This is a genomic window from Pseudomonas sp. EL_65y_Pfl1_R83, assembly GCF_963970695.1.
Classification (GTDB): Bacteria; Pseudomonadota; Gammaproteobacteria; order Pseudomonadales; family Pseudomonadaceae; genus Aquipseudomonas; species Aquipseudomonas tritici.
Genome location: NZ_CAXAQI010000003.1, coordinates 146893 through 169016, shown reverse-complemented (window position 1 = coordinate 169016; position 22124 = coordinate 146893). Strand labels below are relative to the sequence as shown.

18 protein-coding genes are annotated in these 22124 nt (G+C 58.3%); 9 read left to right on the top strand and 9 right to left on the bottom strand.

From position 1 onward, the window contains the following. Positions 1–239: 239 nt before the first annotated feature. Complete coding sequence (gene rpsI, locus AACY08_RS05170; protein ID WP_003216038.1) at positions 240–632, bottom strand: 30S ribosomal protein S9; 393 nt, start codon at positions 630–632, stop codon at positions 240–242. Positions 633–646: 14 nt separating this feature from the next. Then, the gene (gene rplM, locus AACY08_RS05165; protein WP_003171742.1) at positions 647–1075 is read right to left on the bottom strand and encodes a 50S ribosomal protein L13; all 429 of its coding nucleotides are present in this window, start codon (positions 1073–1075) and stop codon (positions 647–649) included. A 248-nt stretch (positions 1076–1323) separates the two neighbouring features. On the opposite strand from rplM, the gene AACY08_RS05160 reads away from it, so the two are divergent. Further along, positions 1324–2364: an NADP(H)-dependent aldo-keto reductase gene (locus tag AACY08_RS05160; RefSeq protein ID WP_339417456.1), complete on the top strand. Its 1041-nt coding sequence runs from the start codon at positions 1324–1326 to the stop codon at positions 2362–2364. 127 nt (positions 2365–2491) lie between these two features. Here the strand turns inward: AACY08_RS05160 and AACY08_RS05155 are convergent, their stop codons facing one another. Next, positions 2492–3628: an acyl-CoA dehydrogenase family protein gene (locus AACY08_RS05155; RefSeq protein ID WP_339468453.1), complete on the bottom strand. Its 1137-nt coding sequence runs from the start codon at positions 3626–3628 to the stop codon at positions 2492–2494. A 220-nt stretch (positions 3629–3848) separates the two neighbouring features. Between AACY08_RS05155 and AACY08_RS05150 the strand changes: the two genes are divergently transcribed. After that, positions 3849–4769, top strand: coding sequence for a GlxA family transcriptional regulator (locus tag AACY08_RS05150; RefSeq protein WP_339455585.1), 921 nt, complete (start codon positions 3849–3851; stop codon positions 4767–4769). Between the two features lie 67 nt (positions 4770–4836). Here AACY08_RS05150 and zapE read toward each other — a convergent pair whose 3' ends face one another. From zapE to AACY08_RS05135, 3 genes are all read right to left on the bottom strand, one after another. Beyond that, positions 4837–5931 (bottom strand): cell division protein ZapE, encoded by a 1095-nt coding sequence (gene zapE, locus AACY08_RS05145; protein WP_012722199.1) that lies wholly within the window; start codon positions 5929–5931, stop codon positions 4837–4839. 79 nt (positions 5932–6010) lie between these two features. Continuing rightward, positions 6011–7366, bottom strand: a complete 1356-nt coding sequence (locus tag AACY08_RS05140) for a tryptophan--tRNA ligase (RefSeq protein ID WP_339468450.1) — start codon at positions 7364–7366, stop codon at positions 6011–6013. Positions 7367–7390: 24 nt separating this feature from the next. Further along, entirely contained in the window at positions 7391–8020 is a 630-nt protein-coding gene (locus AACY08_RS05135; RefSeq protein WP_049710016.1) for an alpha/beta hydrolase, read from the bottom strand. A 147-nt stretch (positions 8021–8167) separates the two neighbouring features. On the opposite strand from AACY08_RS05135, the gene AACY08_RS05130 reads away from it, so the two are divergent. Further along, positions 8168–8605, top strand: a complete 438-nt coding sequence (locus AACY08_RS05130; RefSeq protein WP_004372274.1) for a YhcB family protein — start codon at positions 8168–8170, stop codon at positions 8603–8605. A gap of 183 nt (positions 8606–8788) precedes the next feature. Here the strand turns inward: AACY08_RS05130 and AACY08_RS05125 are convergent, their stop codons facing one another. The 3 genes from AACY08_RS05125 to AACY08_RS05115 all read right to left on the bottom strand — a co-directional run bounded on the left by AACY08_RS05125 (position 8789) and on the right by AACY08_RS05115 (position 12429). After that, complete coding sequence (locus AACY08_RS05125) at positions 8789–10513, bottom strand: ABC transporter ATP-binding protein/permease (RefSeq protein WP_339468448.1); 1725 nt, start codon at positions 10511–10513, stop codon at positions 8789–8791. Positions 10514–10613: 100 nt separating this feature from the next. Continuing rightward, positions 10614–11174: a response regulator transcription factor gene (locus AACY08_RS05120; protein WP_339417449.1), complete on the bottom strand. Its 561-nt coding sequence runs from the start codon at positions 11172–11174 to the stop codon at positions 10614–10616. Then, positions 11167–12429 (bottom strand): ATP-binding protein, encoded by a 1263-nt coding sequence (locus AACY08_RS05115; RefSeq protein ID WP_314569373.1) that lies wholly within the window; start codon positions 12427–12429, stop codon positions 11167–11169. Before AACY08_RS05115 ends, AACY08_RS05120 begins: the two co-directional genes overlap by 8 nt. Positions 12430–12627: 198 nt before the next feature. Here AACY08_RS05115 and AACY08_RS05110 point away from each other — a divergent pair, with 198 nt between their 5' ends. The 6 genes from AACY08_RS05110 to AACY08_RS05085 all read left to right on the top strand — a co-directional run bounded on the left by AACY08_RS05110 (position 12628) and on the right by AACY08_RS05085 (position 22070). Next, positions 12628–13341, top strand: a complete 714-nt coding sequence (locus tag AACY08_RS05110) for an SIMPL domain-containing protein (protein ID WP_339468446.1) — start codon at positions 12628–12630, stop codon at positions 13339–13341. A gap of 90 nt (positions 13342–13431) precedes the next feature. Further along, complete coding sequence (locus AACY08_RS05105; RefSeq protein WP_339468444.1) at positions 13432–15033, top strand: ABC transporter substrate-binding protein; 1602 nt, start codon at positions 13432–13434, stop codon at positions 15031–15033. A 258-nt stretch (positions 15034–15291) separates the two neighbouring features. Further along, the gene (locus tag AACY08_RS05100) at positions 15292–16920 is read left to right on the top strand and encodes an ABC transporter substrate-binding protein (protein WP_339468442.1); all 1629 of its coding nucleotides are present in this window, start codon (positions 15292–15294) and stop codon (positions 16918–16920) included. Positions 16921–17284: 364 nt separating this feature from the next. After that, positions 17285–18829, top strand: coding sequence for an ABC transporter substrate-binding protein (locus AACY08_RS05095; RefSeq protein WP_445261419.1), 1545 nt, complete (start codon positions 17285–17287; stop codon positions 18827–18829). 170 nt (positions 18830–18999) lie between these two features. Continuing rightward, a complete protein-coding gene (locus AACY08_RS05090; RefSeq protein WP_339468439.1) occupies positions 19000–20394 on the top strand; it encodes an OprD family outer membrane porin in 1395 nt (464 codons plus the stop codon). 80 nt (positions 20395–20474) lie between these two features. Beyond that, positions 20475–22070, top strand: coding sequence for an ABC transporter substrate-binding protein (locus tag AACY08_RS05085; RefSeq protein WP_339468437.1), 1596 nt, complete (start codon positions 20475–20477; stop codon positions 22068–22070). The last annotated feature ends 54 nt before the right edge of the window (positions 22071–22124 follow it).

Here is a 22124-nt window from a genome sequence, read left to right as displayed (position 1 = left end):
CCTGTTAAATCAGGCGTCTACTAAGTATTAAATCTGAACTTATAAAAATTTTGCCGAATGGTAATGAAAAGCCCCACGTATGACAAGGGAATTGCCCGGGGCTCCGCCTCCAGGCCTTGTAGTATAGGGGGTCTACGGATGTGGCAAGTTGTCACGGCGATTTTTATGCATAAATCGCAGGCAATAAAAAACGCCCAGCTCCGTGAGGAGGCTGGGCGCTTTGTGGAACGTAAAGCGAATTAACGCTTCGAGTACTGCGGACGCTTACGCGCTTTACGCAGACCGACTTTCTTACGTTCAACTTCACGGGCATCACGAGTCACGAAGCCAGCTTTGCGCAGAGCGCCACGCAGGGTTTCGTCGTACTGCATCAGAGCGCGAGTGATACCGTGGCGGATTGCGCCAGCTTGACCACTTACACCGCCACCGATAACGGTGACGTAGATGTCGAACTTTTCAACGGTCTCGGTCAGTTCCAGCGGCTGACGAACTACCATGCGGGCAGTTTCGCGACCGAAGAAGTTTTCCAGAGTGCGGTTGTTGATCGAGATGTTACCAGTGCCCGGACGCAGGAAAACGCGTGCGGTTGCGGTTTTGCGACGGCCAGTGCCGTAATTTTGAGTCGCCGACATAATGAACTATTCCGTTAAAACTTCAGTTCTTGGGGCTGCTGAGCAGCATGAGGGTGTACAGCGCCCGCATAGACTTTCAGCTTGCGAAACATATCGCGACCCAGTGGGCCCTTCGGCAGCATGCCTTTGACCGCGATTTCGATCGGGGCTTCAGGCTTCTTGGAAATCAGACCTTCGAAGTTCGAAGACTTGATACCGCCTGGGAAACCGGAGTGACGGTAGTACATTTTGTCTTGCGCTTTGTTGCCGGTAACACGTACCTGCTCAGCGTTGATGATCACGATGTAGTCACCGGTGTCAACGTGAGGGGTGTACTCAGGCTTGTGCTTGCCACGCAGACGGCTGGCGACTTCAGTGGCCAGACGACCCAGGGTCTGACCAGCGGCGTCGACGACAAACCAGTCGCGCTGAACTGTTTCCGGTTTTGCAGTAAAAGTTGTCATTCTTTAATAGCCTCAGGGGCCGCCCTGTAAATTAGACGGCGGATCTTACTGAATAGTGCGTACTTTGACAAGTCAAAGGCAGCCGGATACAGACGCTATCGGGGGCTCGGGTCGGCGCGTCCGTTCAACGGCAAGATTCTTCGGCAGACGGCGCATCACTTCCACTGCAGAAAGAGGTGGGCAATTATGCAGATTGCGAAAAAAAATTCAACCTGCTTTTATGATTGTTTTCCCTGAAGGAGTACCCGATGGATTATCGACAGCTGGGCCGTACGGATCTGAATGTGAGCGCGATAGCCTTGGGCACCATGACCTGGGGCGAGCAGAACAGCGAGGCAGAGGCCTTCGCACAGATCGAGCGAGCCAAGGCCGCGGGGATAAACTTCCTCGACACGGCCGAAATGTACCCGGTGCCGCCCAAGGCCGACACCTATGCCACCACCGAGCGTTATATCGGTAATTACTTCAAAAGCCGTGGCGACCGCGCCGACTGGATCCTTGCCAGCAAGATCGCCGGCCCCGGCAACACCATTGATTACATCCGCGACGGCCACCTGCGCCACAACCGCAAGCACATCGTTGAAGCCCTGGATGCCAGCCTCAAGCGCCTGCAGACCGACTGGATCGACCTTTACCAACTGCACTGGCCGGAGCGCAGCACCAACTTCTTCGGCCAACTGAGCTACAAGCACAAGGACGAAGACGACCTCACCCCGCTGGAGGAAACCCTCGAAGCGCTGGACGAGCAAGTGAAAGCCGGCAAGATCCGCCACATCGGCCTGTCCAATGAAACGCCGTGGGGCACCATGAAATTCCTCGCCCTGGCCGAAGCCCGTGGCTGGAGCCGCGCGGTGTCGATCCAGAACCCGTACAACCTGCTCAACCGCAGTTTTGAGGTGGGTTTGGCGGAAGTCGCGATTCGTGAGCAGTGCGGTTTGCTGGCGTATTCGCCACTGGCGTTCGGCATGCTCAGCGGCAAGTACGAGAACGGCGCGCGCCCTGCAAAAGCACGACTGACGGAATACAGCCGCTTCAGCCGCTACTTCAACCCGCAGTCGGAAGCGGCGTGCAGTCGTTATGTGGCGCTGGCTCGGGAGCATGGTCTGGACCCGGCACAGATGGCCTTGGCGTTTGTCACGCAGCAGCCGTTTGTGACCAGCAACATCATCGGGGCGACAAGCCTGGAGCAGTTGGACAGCAACATTGCCAGTGCTGATCTGAAGCTCACGAAGGAGGTGCTGGAAGGGATTGAGGCGATTCAGAAGGATCACCCAAATCCTGCTCCCTGATTGACCGGTAGACCGCTATCGCAGGCAAGCCAGCCCCCACATTTGACCGAGTACATCCATTTGTAATGCGGTTGAATGTGGGAGCGGGCTTGCTCGCGAAGAGGTCCTAAGCATCGCTACAAAACCATCAAAGCGCCCGCGCAATAATTTCCTTCATGATCTCATTGGTCCCCGCATAAATCCGCTGCACCCGCGCATCCGCCCAGGCCCGGGTGATCGGGTATTCCCACATGAAGCCGTAGCCGCCGTGCAGCTGCACGCACTCGTCGAGCACCTTGCACTGTAAGTCCGTGGCCCAATACTTGGCCATCGCTGCCGTAGGCACATCCAGCTTGCCTTCCAGGTGCAACGCCATGCACTTGTCCACAAACACGCGGCCGATCTGAATCTCGGTGGCCATCTCCGCCAGCTTGAAGCGGGTGTTCTGGAAGTCCGCAATCGCCTTGCCGAACGCCTTGCGCTCGCGGGTGTATTCCAGGGTCCACGCCAACGCCGCCTCGGCCGACGACAGCGCGCCGATCGCCACCGTCAATCGCTCCTGAGGCAACTCCTGCATCAAGTACGCGAAGCCCATGCCCGCCTGGCCCAACAGGTTTTCCTTGGACACACGCACGTCCTGGAAGAACAGCTCCGATGTGTCCTGGGCCTTCATGCCTACCTTCTCCAGGCGCTTGCCCTTGGCGAACCCCGGCGTGTCGGCTTCCACCAGAAACAGACTGATGCCTTTGGCGCCGGCCTTGGGGTCGGTCTTGGCGACGACTATTACCAGCTCGGCCAGATAGCCGTTGGTGATGAAGGTCTTGGAACCATTGATCACATACTCATCGCCCTCCAGCACCGCCGTGGTCTTGACCCCTTGCAGGTCGGAACCCGCCCCCGGTTCAGTCATGGCAATAGCCGTGACCCTCTCGCCGGAGATCAACTTGGGCAGGTATTTGTGCTTCAGCGCCTCACTGCCGTAATGCAGGATGTAAGGCGCCACAATATCCGAGTGCAGGGAAAAACCGATGCCAGTGAGGCCCAGCCGGCTGATCTCCTCGATCACCACCGCGCTGTACAAAAAGTCCGCGCCCAGCCCGCCGTATTCCTCCGGCAGATGAGAACACAGCATCCCCGCCTCCCCCGCTTTGCTCCACAAATTTCGGTCGATGTAGCCCTGTTTCTCCCATTGCCCATGGAACGGCGCGGCGTCTTTTTCAAGGAAGGTACGCACGCTTTCGCGGAAGAGTTCGTGTTCCGGGCTGAACAAGGTTCTGGGAATCATGGGTCACCTGCATGGATTGTCGGACAAAGACGAACCCACAGAGACTATGCCGCGAAGGCATCACGGGACACTGGACACATGCGACAAAAAATAAGACGATCCAGCCGTCTGGTGACCACTTTCCCCTATAAGAATAAATGAAATTATGTCTAACCAAATCTCCACGCCGTTGCGGCGCATCAGCATTTTGGCCATTGATCGGGTATTCGCTTCAACCCTCATGCAAGCCAAGGATTTTTTCCACCTCGCCAGCCTGCGTTACGGCAAGCAACTGGGCCAGGGCCTGACCCCTGCGTTCGAGACAAGGCTGGTCAGCCCCGACGGGCACTCGGTGCGCAGCTTCAGTGATGTGATCATGCCGGTGGACGGCGGCCTGGAAGACGCCGACATCATCGTATTACCGGCCTTCTGGGATGACTTCGACGCCTTGTGCGCGCGCTACCCTCAAGTGCTGCCGTGGCTGCGCGAGCAACATGCCCGCGGTGCGGTGTTGTGCGGCGAAGCCACCGGGGTGTTCTGGCTGGCGGAAGCCGGCCTGCTCGACGGCAAGGAGGCGACCACCTACTGGCGTTTCTTCAACGCCTTCAGCGAGCGCTTCCCCAAGGTCCAGCTCAACCAGGACAAGCACCTCACCGACGCCGACAACCTGTATTGCGCTGGCGGCACCACCTCGGCGTGCGACCTCTACATCTACTTGATCGAGCGTTTCTGCGGCGCCAACATCGCCCAGGCCGTGGCCCGCGACATCCTCTACGAAGTGCAGCGCAGCTATGCACCTGGACGCATTGGGTTTGGCGGGCAGAAGCTGCACCAGGACGTGATCATCCTGCAGATCCAGCATTGGCTCGAAGAGCATTTCGCAGACAAATTTCGCTTCGAAGATGTGGCACGGGAACACGGCATGAGCATCCGCAATTTCATGCGCCGCTTCCAGACCGCCACGGGTGACAAGCCGCTGCATTACCTGCAGCGGCTGCGAATTGAGACGGCGAAGGGACTGCTCTCGGGCAGCCGCAAGAGCATCAAGACCATCAGTTATGAGGTGGGTTATGACGATGCGAGTTTCTTTGCGCGGCTGTTCAGGCAGCACACCGAACTGTCGCCGAACCAGTATCGCCAGCAGTTCCAGCAGGCTGCCTAAGTTAGGTTGAACGCGGTAAAAATGTGGACGCGGGCTTGCTCGCGGCCACATTTGATTTACATCATTCTTAAGGTTTGTGACCGCGCGACAGGAACTCGTGGGACTGCATTTCCAACAAGCGGCTCAGCGTGCGCTGGAACTCAAAGTTCAAACGACCGCCGGTATACAGGTCCTTCAGCTCGACTTCCGCCGAAATGATCAGCTTGACGTTACGGTCGTAGAACTCGTCGACCATATTGATAAACCGTCGCGCGATGTCGTCGGTGGTCACGCTCATCTGCTCCACGCCGCTCAAAATCACCGCGTGAAAGATCTTGCCCAGTTCGATGTAGTCGTTCTGGCTACGCGGGCCGTCGCACAGTTGGCGGAACTCGAACCAGGCCACATCATCGCAGGTACGCAATGCGATGATTTCGCGGTTCTCGATCATCAGCTTGTCGTTTTCCACCGCCTGGGTGCATTCCGGCGTCAGCGCACGGAAGCTTTTTTTCAAGCTTTCATGGGCCGCTTCGTTCAACGGGAAGTGAAACAGCTCCGCTTGCTCCAGGTGGCGCAGGCGGTAGTCGACGCCGCTGTCGACGTTGACGATCTCGGTGTTCTGCTTGATCAGCGCGATGGCCGGCAGGAAGCGTGCGCGTTGCAGGCCGTCCTTGTACAAACCGTCAGGCACGATGTTCGAGGTGGCGACCAGCGTCACGCCGTTCTTGAACAGTTCTTCCATCAGCGTGCCAAGGATCATGGCGTCGGTGATGTCGGAGACGAAAAATTCATCGAAGCAAATCACCCGCGCCTCATCAGAAAAGCGCTTGGCGATGATGGTCAGCGGGTTTTTCTCGCCCGGCAGGGTCTTCATCTCTTCGTGCACACGCTTCATGAAGCGGTGGAAGTGCGTCCGCACCTTTTCCTTGAACGGCAGTGCTTCGAAGAACGTATCGACCAGGTAGGTCTTGCCACGGCCCACGCCGCCCCAGAAATACAGGCCCTTGACCGGCGTGTGGTCTTTTTTGCCAAACAGCTTGCTGAACATACCTGGCTTGCTTTGCGAGGCCGCGACCAGGTCGTCGTACAGGCGCTGCAAATGACGCACTGCCGTTTCCTGGGCCGCGTCATGGAAGAACTCAGGGCGTTTCAAATCAGCTTGATATCGTTCTAGGGGCGTCATAATTTCGTTAGCAAGGCAACAAAAACGGGCCGTCACTGTAACGACGGCCCTGGATAATGGCAATCAACCCTTGGTCGGGTTAATCCTCGAGGGGGGTCAACGCGACGCGCAGCGCGGCGATGGCGGCATCGCGGGACGCTTCGTCGGCGAACTCGGCGCTGTCCGCTACCGCGCTTCCGTCCAGCCATACGCTGAAGCTCACGGCCTCAGGGCGCACATCCAGCGCGTCACCGTTTTGCAGTTGCTTGGTCACGGCACCGGCGGCCTTGCCGTCGGCGAAATGACGCGACAGCAATAATTGCTCGCCATCGGCGGCCAACAGGCGGAAGCGGAAGCTGCCGTCGTCTTCGCGAAAGCTCACAAAGCGCGCGGCTTTTGCGGCTTTCTTCTTCGCAGCGACCGGCGCCGCAGCTTGCTCGACAAACGAACGCAGGCCAACCGCTTCACGCAGCTCGGCGAGGAACGGCGCCGCCACGGCACGGGCCTTTTTGGCGCCGACCAGCAGCAGGTCTTCCATATCCGATGGGCGCGACATCAGCGCGTGGTAGCGCTCGCGCGCTTCGCCCAACTGCCCATCCAGCAGCTGGAACAGACGGCTTTTCGCCTCACCCCAGCCCAGGCCTTGTTGCAGCTCGGCGCGGAATTCTTCTTCCTGGGCCTGACTGGCAAACGCCTGGTACAAGGTGAAAAGGTGCGAGTTGTCCGGGTCCTTGGCTTCGCCTGGCGCGCGGGAGTCGGTGACGATCCGCGAGATGGCGTCCTTCATGTCCTTGGCGCTGGTGAACAACGGAATGGTGTTGTCGTAGCTTTTCGACATCTTGCGGCCGTCCAGGCCCGGCAAGGTGGCGACGCTTTCTTCGATCAACGCCTCAGGCATGGTGAAGAATTCTTTGCCGTTGCCAAACAGGTGGTTGAAGCGCTGGCCGATGTCGCGGGCCATTTCCACGTGCTGGATCTGGTCACGGCCGACCGGCACTTTGTGCGCATTGAACATCAGGATGTCCGCCGCCATCAGCACAGGGTAGCTGTACAGGCCCATGGTGATGCCCGCGTCCGGGTCTTCACCGGTTTCTACGTTTTTGTCCACCGAGGCCTTGTAGGCGTGGGCGCGGTTGAGCAGGCCCTTGGCGGCCACGCAGGTCAGCAGCCACGTCAGCTCGGGGATTTGCGGGATGTCCGACTGGCGATAGAACGTCACCCGGTTTACATCCAGGCCACCGGCCAGCCAGGTCGCGGCGATTTCCATACGCGAACGCTGGATGCGCTGCGGGTCATCGCATTTGATCAGGGCGTGGTAGTCGGCCAGGAAGTAGAAGGAGTCGGCATTGGCGTCCTGGCTGGCAAGGATCGCCGGGCGGATCGCACCGGCGTAGTTGCCCAGGTGCGGCGTGCCGGTGGTGGTGATGCCGGTGAGGATACGGGTACGAGTCGTCATGGGTAATCGCTTATCAGACTGCTATCAATTCGAGAGGCGCGGCAGGACCAGATCCTTGAGATCGGTGAGCTTGCCATGAAAAAAGTGTCCGCATTCTGCCACTTTCAGCAGCTCATGGGGGCGTTTCAAGGCGGCGGACCAGTCGTAGACGAGTTGTGGGTCGACCACTTCATCGGTTTCAGGCTGGATCAGGGTCAATGGGCAACCCTGGGGCAGCAGGTCGTTATCGCTCAAGCGCATCACCGCAGCGGCCACCATGAACAGATGTGACAGTTTTTCGCCCTTGGCTTCCAGGCGGCCGCCGAGGCTGGCAGCGACGTAGCCACCGAAGGAAAAACCGAGCAAGGTGATCGGCAGCTCGGGGTGTTTTTCCCGCAGCCAAGCGGCGGCCGCTTCGGCATCGTCCACTTCACCGGTGCTCATGTCGTGGGTGCCGGCACTTGCGCCGACACCACGGTAATTGAAACGCAAAGTAATCAATCCAGCATCGCGGGCAGTGCGCTGCAGGGTCGACACAACTTTATTAAGCATGGTCCCACCCTGCACCGGGTTAGGGTGGCAGATCAACGCCAGGCCACGCGGCTCGGGGTGATCCAGATACAGGGCTTCCAATTGGCCTACCGGGCCATCGATCAAAACGGGGGTTTCACGCATGAGCAAGAGATGAACTCCGTGACCTCTCAATGGGTCGACTCGTCTAGCTAAAAGTCTGTGCTTGGCATCATTGCGAGCTTAATCGCGGTATACAGCGCAGGTTTGAGCCGTTAACGTAAAGCAAAGCCGTTTATAGAGGAAGGACTCGTGGAACACTCGCTCTTAGTTTGGTTGTTGCCGACTCTTGCCCTGGTTGCCGGTGTCGCCATTGGATTCCTGGTTGCTCGCCTGTTGCCGAATGCCGCGCCTAACCGCACGCAGCGTCAGCTGGATGACATTCAGGAACGTTTTGACAGTTATCAGAATGAGGTGGTTACCCACTTCAACAGCACCGCGACCCTGGTCAAGAAGCTCACCCAGAGCTACCAGGATGTACAGGACCACCTCGCCGATGGTGCCAACCGCCTGGCCCTCGATGACATTACCCGTCAGCGTCTGCTGGCCGCGTTGCATTCCGATGCACCTCAAGCGCCGCGGGAGCGCCTGACCCCGCCGCGGGAAAACCAGGAGCCTCCACGGGACTACGCGCCAAAAACGCCGAACGCCCCTGGCATGCTGGATGAGCATTACGGCTTGAAGAAGTAACTCGTCTTCAAGCAACAAAAAACCCGGCTGATCGATGATCAGCCGGGCTTTTTTGTGAGTCTCACAAACAACATCAATCAAATGTGCGGGCTTGCTCGCGACAGCGGTGGGTCAGTCAGCACATCGGTAACGGATAGACCGTATTCGCGAGCAAGCCGACTCCCACATTGACCGAGTTTGACCTTACGCCAATGGTTGTTCTTGCAACCGCCCACCCTCAATCCGCACATGCCGCCCATGGAAACGCTTGAGGCTGCTGCGATGCCCCACACTGACAATGCTCAGCCCCGGCAGCTCATCAATCAACGCTTGATACAGCGTTGCCTCATCCTCTTCATCCATAGCCGACGTCGCCTCATCCATGTACAGCCATTGCGGCGCATACAACAACGCACGGGCGAAGGCCAGGCGCTGCTGCTCGCCCGGTGAGAGCATGCGCTGCCAGTGGTTGGCGTCGTCCAGACGAGCAACCAGATGGGGTAGACGGCACGTCTCGAGGGCCTGTGCATAACGTTCTGCCGGGTAGACGCTGTCGTCCTGTGGATAACTCAACACCGCCTTCAGCGTGCCAATCGGCAAGTACGGTTTTTGCGGTAGGAACAGATAGCGCTCGGCCGGCAGGCGAATATTACCGTGGCCGTTGGGCCACAGGTTGCCCATGGCCCGCAGCAAGGTCGACTTGCCGCTGCCGGAACGACCGCTGAGCATCAAGCGCTCACCCTCGGCGACGGTCAGGTCGGCGCCCTGCAGCAAATGACGGCCGTCGGCGAGGTCCAGGCTCAGGTCCTTGACCTGCAAATCCCCGCCTTGATGTTGCAAGCCAATGCCCATGGTGCGGTTTTGGTTGTCTTGCATGGCCTGGCCGAAACTCAGCAGACGATCACAGGTGGCGCGCCAACTGGCCAGCATCGTATAGGCGTCGACAAACCAACTGAGGCTGCCCTGCACACTGCCAAACGCCTGGGCCACCTGCATCAGTACGCCCAGTTCGATTTTGCCGGAAAAATAACGCGGCGCCGCGACCACAAAAGGAAAGATGATCGCGATCTGGGAGTAACCACTGGTAAAGAAATTCAGGCGCTTCTTGAGCTGCATGATGCTCCAGAAATTGCTCCACACCCGCCCGAAACGCGCACTCAATTGCTGGTGTTCGTTGCGTTCGCCATTGATCAGCGCGATGCTTTCCGCGTTTTCGCGCACCCGCACCAGGCTGAAACGCAAGTCGGCCTCGAACCGTTGTTGACGGTTGCTCAGGCCGATGAGTTTTCGACCAATCAAGTGGGTCAACCAACTGCCGACCACCGCGTAAACCAGCGCCGCCCAGAACATGTAGCCGGGAATGGTGATGCCCCACACGTCGATACTGCCGGACACGCCCCACAGAATCACCGAGAACGACACCAGGCTCACCAGGTTGCTGATAAAACCCAGCCCCAGGTTGAGGGTGCTGCTGGTAAAGGCGTTGAGGTCTTCGGAGATACGCTGGTCGGGGTTATCGGTGTAGCCGCCGTATTCCAGGTGGTAGTAATTCTTGTGGCTCAGCCATTGGGCAAAGTAGGTTTCCGTCAGCCAGCGGCGCCAGCGGATGGTGAGCATCTGTTGCAAATAGGAGGTGAACACACCGGTCACGATTGCTACCACCGCAATCACGCTGAAGTACATCAGCAGATGGGTGAAGGCGTCGTAGTCCTTGTGCTCCAGGGCGTTATAGAAATCGCGGTTCCAGCTGTTGAACCATACCGACACGGCGACGCTGAACAGCGAAAGCCCCAGCACCACCAACAGCAGCAGCCAGGCTTTGCCCTTCTCTTCGCTGCGCCAATAAGGCGTGATCAGCCCCCACACCCGCCGTAAAAATTGCCCACGCACCGCGTCGTTGACCGCGGAGTACTCAGCGTTCTGATTCATCGTTCAGGCTCGGTAGGGATAAGGTCACAGGCGTATGAACCGATCATAAGTGATCGGTTCAGGGCTCTGTGCGGCCTGAAGCAGACTGTTCAGCTTAGGTTCAGCGACGTACCGGGCGCTTCTGCAACTTACGCTGCAAGGTGCGGCGATGCATGCCCAGGGCACGGGCAGTGGCGGATATATTGCCTTCGTGCTCGGTCAGCACGCGCTGGATGTGCTCCCACTGCAAGCGGTCCACCGACATCGGATTTTCCGGCACCAGGGTGTCGAGGTCAGCGTGCTCGGACAGCAAGGCGGCCAGTACGTCGTCGGCGTCTGCCGGCTTGCACAGGTAGTTGCACGCGCCGCGCTTGATGGCCTCGACGGCAGTGGCAATGCTGGAGTAACCGGTGAGGATCACCACACGCATTTCCGGGTCGAGCTCCAGCAGCTTGGGCAACAGCACCAGGCCGGAGTCACCGTCCATTTTCAGGTCGAGCGCAGCGTAGTCCGGCAGGTCGGCCTGGGCGATGATCAGGCCCTCTTCGGCGGAACCTGCGGTGCTGACGCGGAAACCACGACGGCTCATGGCGCGCGCCATCACGCGGGTAAAGGTGGCGTCGTCATCTACCAGCAACAGGTGCGGCAGTTCTTCACCTTCGACTTGGATCTCGTCACTCATCGATATCTCCTCGTGCGACACGGGGCAGGCGCAGCTCGGTGAGCGTACCGCCTTCCTCATGACTATAGAGTTTCACTGAGCCGCCCGCGCGGGTCACGCTGGCCTTGCTCAAAAACAGGCCGAGGCCGAAGCCTTTGCCCTTGGTGGTAAAGAACGGTTTACCGATCTGCTCGGCAATCGCCAGCGGCACACCTGCACCGTGGTCACGAATACTGATGGTCACGTTCTCGGCATCCCAATCCAACTGTACGCCCAGGCCTTCGGGGCAGGCGTCGGCGGCGTTGTTCAGCAGGTTGAGCAATGCCTGGGTCAAATCCGGTGGCGGCGCCATGCGCGGCACGCTGCCCTGCCCCAGCAGATGAAAACGGTAACTGGCTTCGGGGCGCATCAGGTGCCAGCGGTTCAGCGCTTCGTCGAGCCACTGGGTCACATCCTGCATCTCCACCGCCAGGCGGCGATTGGCTTCGGCGGCCCGCACCAGTTGCTGCAAGGTCTGCTTGCACTGCTTGACCTGCTCCTGCAACACGCTCAAGTCATCTTGCAGGGCCGGGTCGTGATGGTCTTGGGTCATTTCCTTGAGCAGCACGCTCATGGTGGCCAACGGCGTACCCAATTCATGGGCGGCGCCGGCGGCTTGGGTGGCGACGGCCAGCAGTTGTTGGTCGCGCAGGCCCTCTTCACGGCGAATGGCGCGCAGTTCTTCCTGGCGACGCAGTTCTTCGGCCATGCGTGCGGCGAAGAAGGTGATGACCGCAGCAGACAGGGCAAAACTCAGCCACATCCCGTAGATCTGCAGATTTTCGCGGGCGATAGGAAAAGTTTGCAGCGGGTAGAACTGCGCCAGCAGCAACGTATACAGGGTCAGCGCGATGCCCGACAGCACCACCGAGTAGCGCCACGGCAAGGTCACGGCGGCAATGGTCAGTGGCACCAGGTAATAAGACACAAACGGGTTGGTGGAACCACCGGAGAAATACAGCAACACACTGTGGATAAACAGATCGCAGGCCAGTTGCAGCGCGTATTCCAGCTCGGTGACCGGCCAGGTGGTACGCAAGCGGATCGCGGTAAACACACAAAGGACGATGGAAAACCCGAGGGTTACGCCCAGTTGCAGCCAGGGCAGTGGCAGCAGGTCAAACCAATAGGCAAGCCCCACGGAGCCGGCTTGTGCGGCCAGTACCAGGGTACGTATGAACGTCAGGCGCCAGAGGTTCTGGCGGGTGGCGGAAGTCAGTTTTACGGCGGCGAGCATGAGCTCTCCCGGTGAGCGCTGCAGGCGGATCGGCAGGAGTATAAACGAAGCAGCGCCTTGGGCATTGGGTGTGTGGCTCTTTGACGCAGTGGGCGCCGCCGCTTGAAGCTTGCAGCTTTTTTTTCTAATTCCTAAACCCGAAGAACCCAACGCCATCGTCTACAGTCTTACCGAACACGAACATCCCAAGGAGCTTTCATGTCTCGTTTCACTCGCAGTGCAGCCGTTATCACGCTCAGCGTCAGCGCCCTGGCCAGCCTTCCGGCCCTGGCTGGCGATGAGCTGCATTACAACCAGATCTCCCTGCGCGCCGAGGCCAGCCAGGAAGTGGCCCGCGACAAGATGATCGTCACCCTGTACACAGAATCCCAGAACAGCGACCCGGCCAAACTCGCCGCCGAAATCACTGAAACGATGAACAAGGCCCTCGGCCAGGCCAGCGAAGTCAAAGCCGTGACCCTGCGCCAAGGCAGCCGTAACAGCTACCCGATCTACGACAACAAGAACCAGAAGATCACCGGCTGGCGTGAGCGTGCCGAACTGCGCCTGGAAAGCGCGGACTTCCCGGCGCTGTCCAAGCTCACCGGCGAACTGCTGACCACCCTGAAAATGGACAGCATGGACTTCGCCATCGCCGACGCCACGCGCAAGTCCAGTGAAGATGCACTGCTCAAGGATGCGGTTGCCGCCTTCAAGGCTCGCGCGCAACTGGCCACCGATGCATTGGGCGGCAAGGGCTACAAGATCGTCAACTTGAACTTCAACACCAACGGCTACCCAACGCCTTATGCCCGTGGCGGCATGATGATGAAGGCAGCGATGGCCGATTCGGCACCGACACCGGAGGTCGAAGCCGGCACCAGCCAAGTCACCATGAGTGCCGATGGCGTGATCGAAGTGCAGATGCAGTGACCCCTACCTGACAAACCTGAACGGCGTTACCCTCGGTGACGCCATTTTCGTTTGGGCAGCTTATGTATGCCTGCCACTTCAGGGGTCTCCATGGAAAGAATCGCCTTAAAGCCGCTCCTCCTCGCCGCAGGCCTGCTGGCCTTTATGCCGTTGGCCCAGGCGGCCAGCACCCTGGTCTACTGCTCCGAAGCCAGCCCCGCCGGTTTCGATCCCAGCCAGTACACCAGCGGCACCGATTTTGATGCATCTGCCGAAACCGTGTTCAACCGCCTGACCCAGTTCAAGCGCGGTGGCACCGAAGTCGAACCTGGCCTGGCGACAAGTTGGGATGTTTCCAAGGACGGCCTGACGTATACCTTCCACCTGCGCGATGGCGTCAAGTTCCACACCACGGATTTCTTCACGCCTACCCGCGACTTCAACGCGGATGACGTGCTGTTCACCTTCAATCGCCTGCTGGATGCCGAAAGCCCGTTCCGCAAGGCCTACCCTTCCGAGTCGCCTTACTTCACCGACATGGGCTTGAACACCACGATCAAGAGCGTCGACAAACTCGACGAACACACCGTGCGCTTCAACCTGAACAACGTCGATGCGTCGTTCGTGCAGAACCTGGCCATGAGCTTCGCTTCAGTGCAATCCGCCGAGTACGCCGCGCAACTGCTCAAACAAGGCACAGCCTCCGACATCAACCAGAAGCCGGTGGGCACTGGGCCGTTTGTGTTCAAGCGCTACCAGAAGGATTCGCAGATCCGCTACGTGGCCAACAAACAGTATTGGAAGCCCGAGGATGTGAAACTCGACAACCTCGTGTTCGCCATTACCCCGGATGCCGCGTCACGCCTGCAAAAGCTCAAGGCCGGCGAATGTCAGGTCAGCGGCTATCCACGCCCCGCCGACATCGAAGTGATGAAGCAGGACCCGAACGTGCGCGTGCTGCAGCAAGCCGGTTTCAACTTGGGCTTTTTGGCCTACAACGTGACCCATCCGCCGCTTGACCAGCTCAAGGTGCGCCAGGCCCTGGACATGGCGATCGACAAGCCCGCGATTATCAAAGCCGTGTACCAGAGCGCCGGGCAATTGGCGCAGAATGCACTCCCACCTGCGCAGTGGTCTTATGACCCCGCGATCAAGGACGCGCCCTACGACCCGACCCAGGCCAAAGCGCTACTAAAAGAAGCAGGGGTTGCACCAGGTACCACCATCAACCTGTGGGCAATGACCGTCCAGCGCGCGTCCAATCCGAATGCGCGCATGTCGGCCCAAATGATTCAACAGGATTGGGCAAAAATTGGCATCAAGGCCAACATCGTCAGCTATGAATGGGGCGAATACATCAAGCGCGCCAAAAACGGCGAGCACGACGCGATGATTTATGGCTGGACTGGCGACAATGGCGACCCGGATAACTGGCTTGGCGTGCTCTACAGTTGTGCCGCGGTCAAGGGCAGCAACTACGCTAAATGGTGTAACCCGGCGTACGACAAACTCGTTCAACAAGCCAAGATCAGCAATGACCGCGAGCAGCGCATCAAGTGGTATCAACAGGCACAGAAAATCCTTAAGGAACAAGTACCTATAACACCTATCGCAAACTCGACGGTTTTCCAACCCATGCGCAAGGAAGTCAAAGACTTCAAGATCAGCCCCTTCGGGTTGACGCCGTTCTATGGCGTGAGTCTAGATAAGTAACAGCAACGCCCCAACCGAGTGCGCCAGACGCCTCGGTTGGTCTTTTTTAGTGCGCTGCTTGCACCGAAAAAACCCTCGAAATATGCGCAAATATGTACAAACTTTCATAATTGCGACATTCCTGTACGTTCGTACCACTCTTTCACCCTCGGAACGGTTCAGCATCTTGCAATGGGTATGGCGCCTGCATAAGTATCCGCAGGCCGGCTCACGAGGTCGCCCTCACCATCAAAAATGACAACAAATCATGAGGCCAACATGCTTAGAAACGCAGTCATTCCGTTAATTGTTAGCGCTGGCCTAATGGCCGCGGCACCTTTCGCCCAAGCGGCGACTAACCTGGTGTTCTGCTCCGAAGGGAGCCCGGCCGGTTTTGATCCAGGCCAGTACACCACCGGAACAGACTTCGATGCCTCGGCCGAAACCATGTTCAACCGCCTGACCCAGTTCGAACGTGGCGGCACCGCTGTGATTCCTGGGCTGGCCACCAGCTGGGAAGTGTCCTCGGATGGCTTGACCTACACCTTTCACCTGCGTGATGGCGTCAAGTTCCACACCACCTCGTACTTCAAGCCGACCCGTACCTTCAATGCCGATGACGTGCTGTTCACGTTCAACCGCATGATCAACAAGGACGATCCGTTCCGCAAAGCCTACCCCACTGAGTTCCCGTACTTCACGGACATGGGGATGGACACCAACATCAAGAACATCGAGAAAGTCGATGAGCACACCGTCAAGTTCACCCTTGGCACTGTGGACGCCGCGTTCATCCAGAACCTGGCAATGAGCTTCGCCTCGATCCAGTCGGCTGAATACGCCGCTCAACTGCTCAAGGAAGGCAAGCCTGCGGACATCAACCAGAAGCCAATCGGCACTGGCCCGTTCGTGTTCAAGAGCTACCAGAAAGACTCGAACATTCGTTACACCGGCAACAAGGACTACTGGAAACCTGAAGACGTGAAGATCGACAACCTGATCTTCGCCATCACCACCGACCCGTCGGTGCGTATCCAGAAACTCAAGAAAAACGAATGCCAGATCACCTTGTTCCCACGCCCGGCCGACCTCAAGGCGCTGGGTGAAGACAAGGACTTGAAACTGCCGCACCAGGCCGGTTTCAACCTGGGTTACATCGCCTACAACGTTATGGACAAGGTCAAGGGCAGCGACCAGCCAAACCCGCTGGCCGACCTGCGCGTGCGCCAGGCGCTAGACATGTCGGTGAACAAGCAGCAGATCATCGACTCCGTGTACCAGGGCGCTGGCCAACTGGCCGTGAACGCCATGCCACCGACCCAATGGTCGTATGACACCACCATCAAGGACGCCAAGTTCGACCCTGAGAAAGCCAAGGCGCTGCTCAAGGAAGCCGGCGTCAAGGAAGGTACCGAAATCGTTCTGTGGGCCATGCCGGTTCAGCGTCCGTACAACCCGAACGCCAAGCTGATGGCTGAAATGCTGCAAAACGACTGGAAGAAGATCGGTCTCAACGTAAAAATTACCAGCTACGAGTGGGGCGAGTACATCAAGCGCTCCAAAGGTGGCGAGAACCAGGCCATGATCATTGGCTGGAGCGGTGACAATGGTGATCCAGACAACTGGCTGAACGTGCTGTTCGGCTGCGACTCGCTGTCGGGTAACAACTTCTCCAAATGGTGCGACAAGAAATTCGACGGCATCGTGAAAGAAGCCAAGGCTACGTCGGATGTCGCCAAACGCACCGAGCTGTACAAGCAGGCGCAACATATCCTCAAAGATGCTGTCCCGATGACACCTATCGCGCACTCGACGGTGTATCAACCCATGCGCAACACCGTGCAGGACTTCAAGATCAGCCCGTTTGGCTTGAACTCCTTCTACGGCGTGAGCGTCAGCGGCAAGTAAGGACCAATAACGGCGACGTTGCATAACGTCGCCGTTATTGCATCCGCCTGACCCGTAGGAAACAGACCACGCTTGCAATCGTTGCTTCCTACAGCAGCGAACTGCGATGCGCGACTCCGTTACCTACAAGGTCAATCCGATTTGGTGCATTTACTGCCAGGTCCGCGACCCATAACGTCGTAGGACAGCAGAGGCACCAACCTCGGAAGGGTACTTGCTGCGTGTGGGATCAGTGATGTCCCCCTGGCCGAACGCCAAGGTGATTGCTCGCTGATGACAACTACAAACAAGGATCGGGATCGTCATGCGCCATACCACCGTTCTATCCGCAATTTTTGGCACCAGCCTGCTGGCTGTGGCCACGATGGGCCAAGCCGCCGAAAAGAAGAGCCTGGTGTTCTGCTCGGAAGGCAGCCCAGCAGGTTTTGACACCGCGCAATACACCACCGCCACCGATAACGATGCGGCCGAGCCGCTGTACAACCGCTTGGTTGAGTTTGAAAAAGGCGCGACCAATGTGGTGCCCGGGCTGGCTACCAAGTGGGATATTTCCGAAGACGGCCTGACGTACACCTTCCACCTGCGCGAAGGGGTGAAGTTCCATAGCAACAAGGAGTTCAAGCCAACGCGGGACTTCAATGCTGACGACGTGCTGTTCACGTTCAACCGCATGCTTGACCCTGAGCATCCGTTTCGCAAGGCCTACCCCACCGAGTTTCCGTACTTCAACGGGATGAGCCTGAACAAGAACATTGCCAAGGTCGAGAAAACTGACCCGCACACCGTGGTGATGACCTTGAACACGGTCGACGCTGCGTTCGTGCAGAACATTGCCATGAGTTTCGCTGCGATCCTGTCGGCCGAATACGCCGAGCAGTTGCTCAAGAGCGGTAAGCCGAGCGATATCAACCAGAAGCCGATCGGCACTGGCCCCTTCGTTTTCCAGCGCTATCAGAAAGATTCGCAGATCCGTTATTTGGCCAACAAACAATACTGGGACCCTAGCCGGGTCAAGCTCGACCAGTTGATCTTCGCCATCAACACCGACGCTTCGGTGCGGGTGCAAAAACTCAAGGCCGGCGAATGCCAGGTAACCCTGCATCCGCGCCCGGCTGACGTGGACGCCCTCAAGGCGGACCCGAACCTGCAACTGCTGACCAAGCCAGGCTTCAACCTCGGCTACATCGCCTACAACGTGCGCCACAAGCCATTCGACCAACTCGAAGTGCGCCAGGCACTGGACATGGCGGTGAACAAGCAGAGCATTCTGAATGCCGTGTACCAGGGCGCTGGGCAACTGGCGGTCAACGCCATGCCGCCGACGCAATGGTCCTACGACGACAGCATCAAGGACGCCGCCTACAACCCGGAAAAAGCCAAGGAACTGCTCAAGGCCGCCGGCGTGAAGGAAGGTACCGAGATCACCTTGTGGGCAATGCCGGTACAACGGCCGTACAACCCCAACGCCAAGCTGATGGCCGAGATGCTGCAAAGCGACTGGGCCAAAATCGGCCTCAAGGTCAAGATCGTCAGCTACGAGTGGGGCGAATACATCAAGCGCACCAAGAACGGTGAGCACGACATCAGCCTGATCGGCTGGACCGGCGACAATGGTGACCCGGACAACTGGCTGGGCACTCTTTATAGCTGCGACGCCATCGGCGGGAACAACTACTCCATGTGGTGTGACCCGGCGTACGACAAGTTGATCAAGCAAGCCAAGGTCGTGACCGACCGCGAACAAAGGACTGTTCTGTACAAACAGGCGCAGCAACTGCTCAAGCAGCAGGTGCCCATCACGCCAGTCGCCCACTCGACGGTCAACCAGCCGTTAAGCACCAAAGTCGAAGGTTTCAAAGTGAGCCCCTTCGGCCGCAACGTGTTCTCGGGCGTCAGTATCACCCCATAAGAAAATAACCGGATTGCGCAGGGCGAACATCGCCTTGCTGCAAACGTGCGGCCTTCTATTAGGATTTTTCCTACGGCAAACGTTTGCATAGGCTTGAACGAGTTACACAACCAATAGCCGGATCACCAAAAAAGACCGGCATTAAAAAGAGAACCAAAGGAGCTTCATTCATGAAACTGAGCAGCAAAGCGCTTCTGGCCCTGGCCATCAGCAGCATCACGGCCACCGCCTACGCTGAACCCGTCAGCCAGGACTTCGTTCCGACTACCCTGGCCGGCACCAGCGCGCAAAGCGAGGCCAAAGGCTTTATCGAAGACTTCAGCCTGGGCGGCACGACGCGTAACTGGTACGCCCACGAAAGCAAATACCGTGGCGGCACCTTCACATACAAAAAGCATGGCCAGACCCTGACTGACCGTAACCGTACCAACTGGGTACAGGGCACGATCATCAACGCCAGCTCGGGTTTCACCCAGGGCACCGTAGGCGTCAAGACTGAATTGGCGGTGTACAACGCCGTGGTCCTGGACCGCAGCAAGCGTGATATCAAGGGCGGCTCCAACCGTACCCTGGCTGACTCCGACGGTGATGCAGTAGACCAATGGAGCAAACTGGGCCTGGCCAACGTGCAGTTCCGTGTGTCGAACACCACGTTGACTGCCGGTCGTCAGAACTTCAGCAGCGGCATCGTCGACACCATCGGCAACCGTGCACTGCCATCGAGCTTTGAAGGTGTGAGCTTCAACAGCGAAGAGTTCAGCAACCTGTCGTTCCAAGGTGGCGTGTTTGACCGCGTTTCGCCACGTACCGAACAGAGCTTGTCGAAATTCCGCAGCGAATACGGCAATGGCGCGGAAACCGACAAGGTGTCCACCCTGGGCCTGAACTACCAGCCGCTGAAAAGCCTGAAAGTCAGCGTCTTCGGCGCCAACGTGAAGGACTTCTGGAACCAGTACTACTTCGGCGCAACCCACGAGTTGGGTGATGCCCAGCAACTGGCGCTGACCACCGGTTTCAACTACTACAAGACTGTCGATGAAGGCAAAAAAGAGATGGGGGAAATCGACAACGATACCTACTCCCTGTCCCTGGGCCTGGCTCACCAGGCGCACAGCCTGACCTTCTCCTACCAGGCTGTGAACGGTAACGAATACTTCGACTACCTGCACGAAACCAACGGCATCTACCTTGCCAACTCCCTGACCTCTGACTTCAACGGCCCGAACGAGAAATCGTTCCAGGTTGCCTATGCCATCAACATGGCCGAATACGGCGTGCCAGGCTTGAAGTTCAACATCTACTCGGCGCGTGGCTGGGGCATCGACGGCACTCACTACACCGGCAACAACGGTCGGGCCAATTTCGCCTACGCCGGCATCCAGAACCAGGACGGCGAAAAACACCAGGAATACGGTGTCGGCAGCTCTTACGCCATCCAAAGCGGCCCACTCAAGGCCACCACCGTGCGCGCAACCTATGTTGAGCACCGTGGCAGCGAGTTCCAGGCAGATGGCAGCATCAAAGAGTTCCGTCTGGTCACCACCGTTCCATTCAACATCCTTTAATTAGCACCAGGTAGACGGCGGGCTCAGGACGAGCCCGCCGTCTACGTTTGTCTGGTCCCATCGATTGCAGAGGGCTCCGAATGAAATTGCTCCCACTACAAGCCGCCATGGCTGCCGCGCTGTTGAGCGTGGCGATCGGCGTTTCGGCCAAACCACTGGTGGTCTGCACCGAAGCCAGCCCGGAAGGTTTCGACCCGGTCCTATACACCACAGCTGTGACCGCTGACGCTGCCGCTGAAACCATGTTCAACCGTTTGGTGGACTTCAAGCCTGGTACCACTGAAATCGTTCCCGCGCTCGCCACGTCCTGGGAAATCAGCGACGACGGCCTGACCTATACGTTCCACTTGCGCGATGACGTCAAGTTCCACACTACCGACTACTTCAAACCCACGCGCAACTTGAATGCCGATGACGTGCTCTGGAGCTTCCAGCGCCAGTTGGACCCGAAACACCCTTGGCATAACAAATCCGCTACGGGTTTCCCCTATTTCGAAAGCATGGGCTTTAAGGAACTGCTCAAAAGTGTCGAGAAGACTGATGACCACACAGTGGTCTTCACCCTGACTCGCCCTGAAGCACCGTTCCTGGCCGATGTCGCGATGCCGTTTACCGCCATCCACTCCGCTGAATACGCTGACAAGCTGCTCGCCGCCGGCAAGACCGATGAGCTCAACAGCAAGCCGATCGGCACAGGCCCGTTCATCTTCATCCGCTACCAGAAAGATGCCCAGGTACGCTTCAAGGCCAACCCGGAGTACTTCCGTGGCAAGCCGCCGGCCGATCCGTTGATCCTGGCCATTGCGGTCGACAACAACGTGCGCCTGCAGAAGCTCAAGGCCAACGAGTGCCAGGTCGCGCTGTATCCCAAGCCCGATGACCTGCCCAGCATCAAGAAAGACCCGAACCTGAAGGTCGATGAACTGGCGGCGATGACCACCGCCTACACCGCCCTGAACACCACCCACAAATACATGAGCGACGCGCGGGTGCGTCACGCGATCAACATCGCGTTCGACAAAAAGGGCTACAACGAATCGCTGTACGGCAAAGGTAACGCTGTCGATGCCACTGGCCCGTTTCCACCTACGCTGCTGGGTTTCAACGACAAGCTGAAAAACCCACCGCGCGACCTGGACAAGGCCCGCGCCCTGCTCAAGGAAGCCGGGGTGCCGGAAGGCACCGAGTTCACTCTGTTCACTCGGAATGGTGGCGGCCCGACCAACCCTAACCCGATGCTCGGCGCACAGCGCATGCAGGCAGATCTGGCGCAGATTGGTCTGAAGGTGAATATCAAAGTCATGGAATGGGGCGAGATGCTCAAGCGCGCCAAAGGCGGCGAGCACGACATGGTTTCTGCCGGTTGGGCGGGGGATAACGGGGACCCGGATAACTTCCTCACGCCGAACCTGAGTTGCGATGCAGCGAAAAACGGCGAAAACTACGCGCGCTGGTGTAACGAAGAGTTTCAAGGCTTGATCGACAAGGCGCGCGCTGTCGCTGAACCCGCACAACGCGCTGCACTCTATGAACAAGCAATGGACGTTTTCGACAAGGACCAACCATGGATTCCCATGGCTTACCCGAAAATGTTCACCGCCATGCGCAAGAACGTCGAGGGTTATACCCAAAGCCCTCTGACGAACAATAACTTCGCCACCACCCAGGTGAAGTAAATAAGAAAAACGCTCGGCGCCGTCGCTATTGACGGCGCCGGACCTGCCTAACCG

Bases quoted from the DNA above. Each gene is read 5' to 3' on its own strand.
- rpsI (WP_003216038.1), bottom strand. From the start codon at position 632: ATGTCGGCGACTCAAAATTACGGCACTGGCCGTCGCAAAACCGCAACC.
- rplM (WP_003171742.1), bottom strand. From the start codon at position 1,075: ATGACAACTTTTACTGCAAAACCGGAAACAGTTCAGCGCGACTGGTTT.
- AACY08_RS05160 (WP_339417456.1), top strand. From the start codon at position 1,324: ATGGATTATCGACAGCTGGGCCGTACGGATCTGAATGTGAGCGCGATA.
- AACY08_RS05155 (WP_339468453.1), bottom strand. From the start codon at position 3,628: ATGATTCCCAGAACCTTGTTCAGCCCGGAACACGAACTCTTCCGCGAA.
- AACY08_RS05150 (WP_339455585.1), top strand. From the start codon at position 3,849: ATGCAAGCCAAGGATTTTTTCCACCTCGCCAGCCTGCGTTACGGCAAG.
- zapE (WP_012722199.1), bottom strand. From the start codon at position 5,931: ATGACGCCCCTAGAACGATATCAAGCTGATTTGAAACGCCCTGAGTTC.
- AACY08_RS05140 (WP_339468450.1), bottom strand. From the start codon at position 7,366: ATGACGACTCGTACCCGTATCCTCACCGGCATCACCACCACCGGCACG.
- AACY08_RS05135 (WP_049710016.1), bottom strand. From the start codon at position 8,020: ATGCGTGAAACCCCCGTTTTGATCGATGGCCCGGTAGGCCAATTGGAA.
- AACY08_RS05125 (WP_339468448.1), bottom strand. From the start codon at position 10,513: ATGAATCAGAACGCTGAGTACTCCGCGGTCAACGACGCGGTGCGTGGG.
- AACY08_RS05120 (WP_339417449.1), bottom strand. From the start codon at position 11,174: ATGAGTGACGAGATCCAAGTCGAAGGTGAAGAACTGCCGCACCTGTTG.
- AACY08_RS05115 (WP_314569373.1), bottom strand. From the start codon at position 12,429: ATGCTCGCCGCCGTAAAACTGACTTCCGCCACCCGCCAGAACCTCTGG.
- AACY08_RS05110 (WP_339468446.1), top strand. From the start codon at position 12,628: ATGTCTCGTTTCACTCGCAGTGCAGCCGTTATCACGCTCAGCGTCAGC.
- AACY08_RS05105 (WP_339468444.1), top strand. From the start codon at position 13,432: ATGGAAAGAATCGCCTTAAAGCCGCTCCTCCTCGCCGCAGGCCTGCTG.
- AACY08_RS05100 (WP_339468442.1), top strand. From the start codon at position 15,292: ATGCTTAGAAACGCAGTCATTCCGTTAATTGTTAGCGCTGGCCTAATG.
- AACY08_RS05095 (WP_445261419.1), top strand. From the start codon at position 17,285: ATGGGCCAAGCCGCCGAAAAGAAGAGCCTGGTGTTCTGCTCGGAAGGC.
- AACY08_RS05090 (WP_339468439.1), top strand. From the start codon at position 19,000: ATGAAACTGAGCAGCAAAGCGCTTCTGGCCCTGGCCATCAGCAGCATC.
- AACY08_RS05085 (WP_339468437.1), top strand. From the start codon at position 20,475: ATGAAATTGCTCCCACTACAAGCCGCCATGGCTGCCGCGCTGTTGAGC.